Genomic DNA, 532 nt, shown 5'->3' on the forward strand with positions numbered 1-532 from the left:
GCTCTGCACTGGCAAATGAAACATGAACTTGATAAAGCTTCGTTTCTTGATCAATTATATGTTGAATATAAACTTTATCACCTAAACTAAGCACATAGTGACTTCCGCTAATTATTGCAACGCCCTGTTCATCTTCTAAGAGCAAGTCTGCATGATGTAGATACCCCACAACGTCCATTGATCACTCCTTATTTTTCGTTATTCATTTCATTATTCACTATTCAGATATGCTTTTCTATAATTATGATTAATCGAAATGTGACAATTTATTCTTAATTTGCTTAGGCTATTTTAGATCATTCAATATTACTCAGATAAAAAAAACCGTTCCTTAGAACGGTTTGTAATTAGGTAATTTGTCATGCGGTGTCGCAATACATTTTTCTGTAATTTTTTGCTTAAACTGATTACGACTTGCTTCCGGATCCGCATCAATTTCAGCGAGTGGAAATGCATAGACTTGTTCAATAATATCTAAGATGAATGTTTTTGTGGTTGCATCTTCAATTTTATCCGCATGTTCTAATGCAGC

General features: G+C 33.6%; 1 pseudogene. It reads right to left on the reverse strand.

From position 1 onward, the window contains the following. Positions 1 to 331: 331 nt before the first annotated feature. A pseudogene (locus RR876_RS17285) lies at positions 332 to 532 on the reverse strand (hypothetical protein); the annotation flags it as partial.

Source organism: Acinetobacter sp., assembly GCF_036666595.1.
Taxonomy (GTDB): Bacteria; Pseudomonadota; Gammaproteobacteria; order Pseudomonadales; family Moraxellaceae; genus Acinetobacter.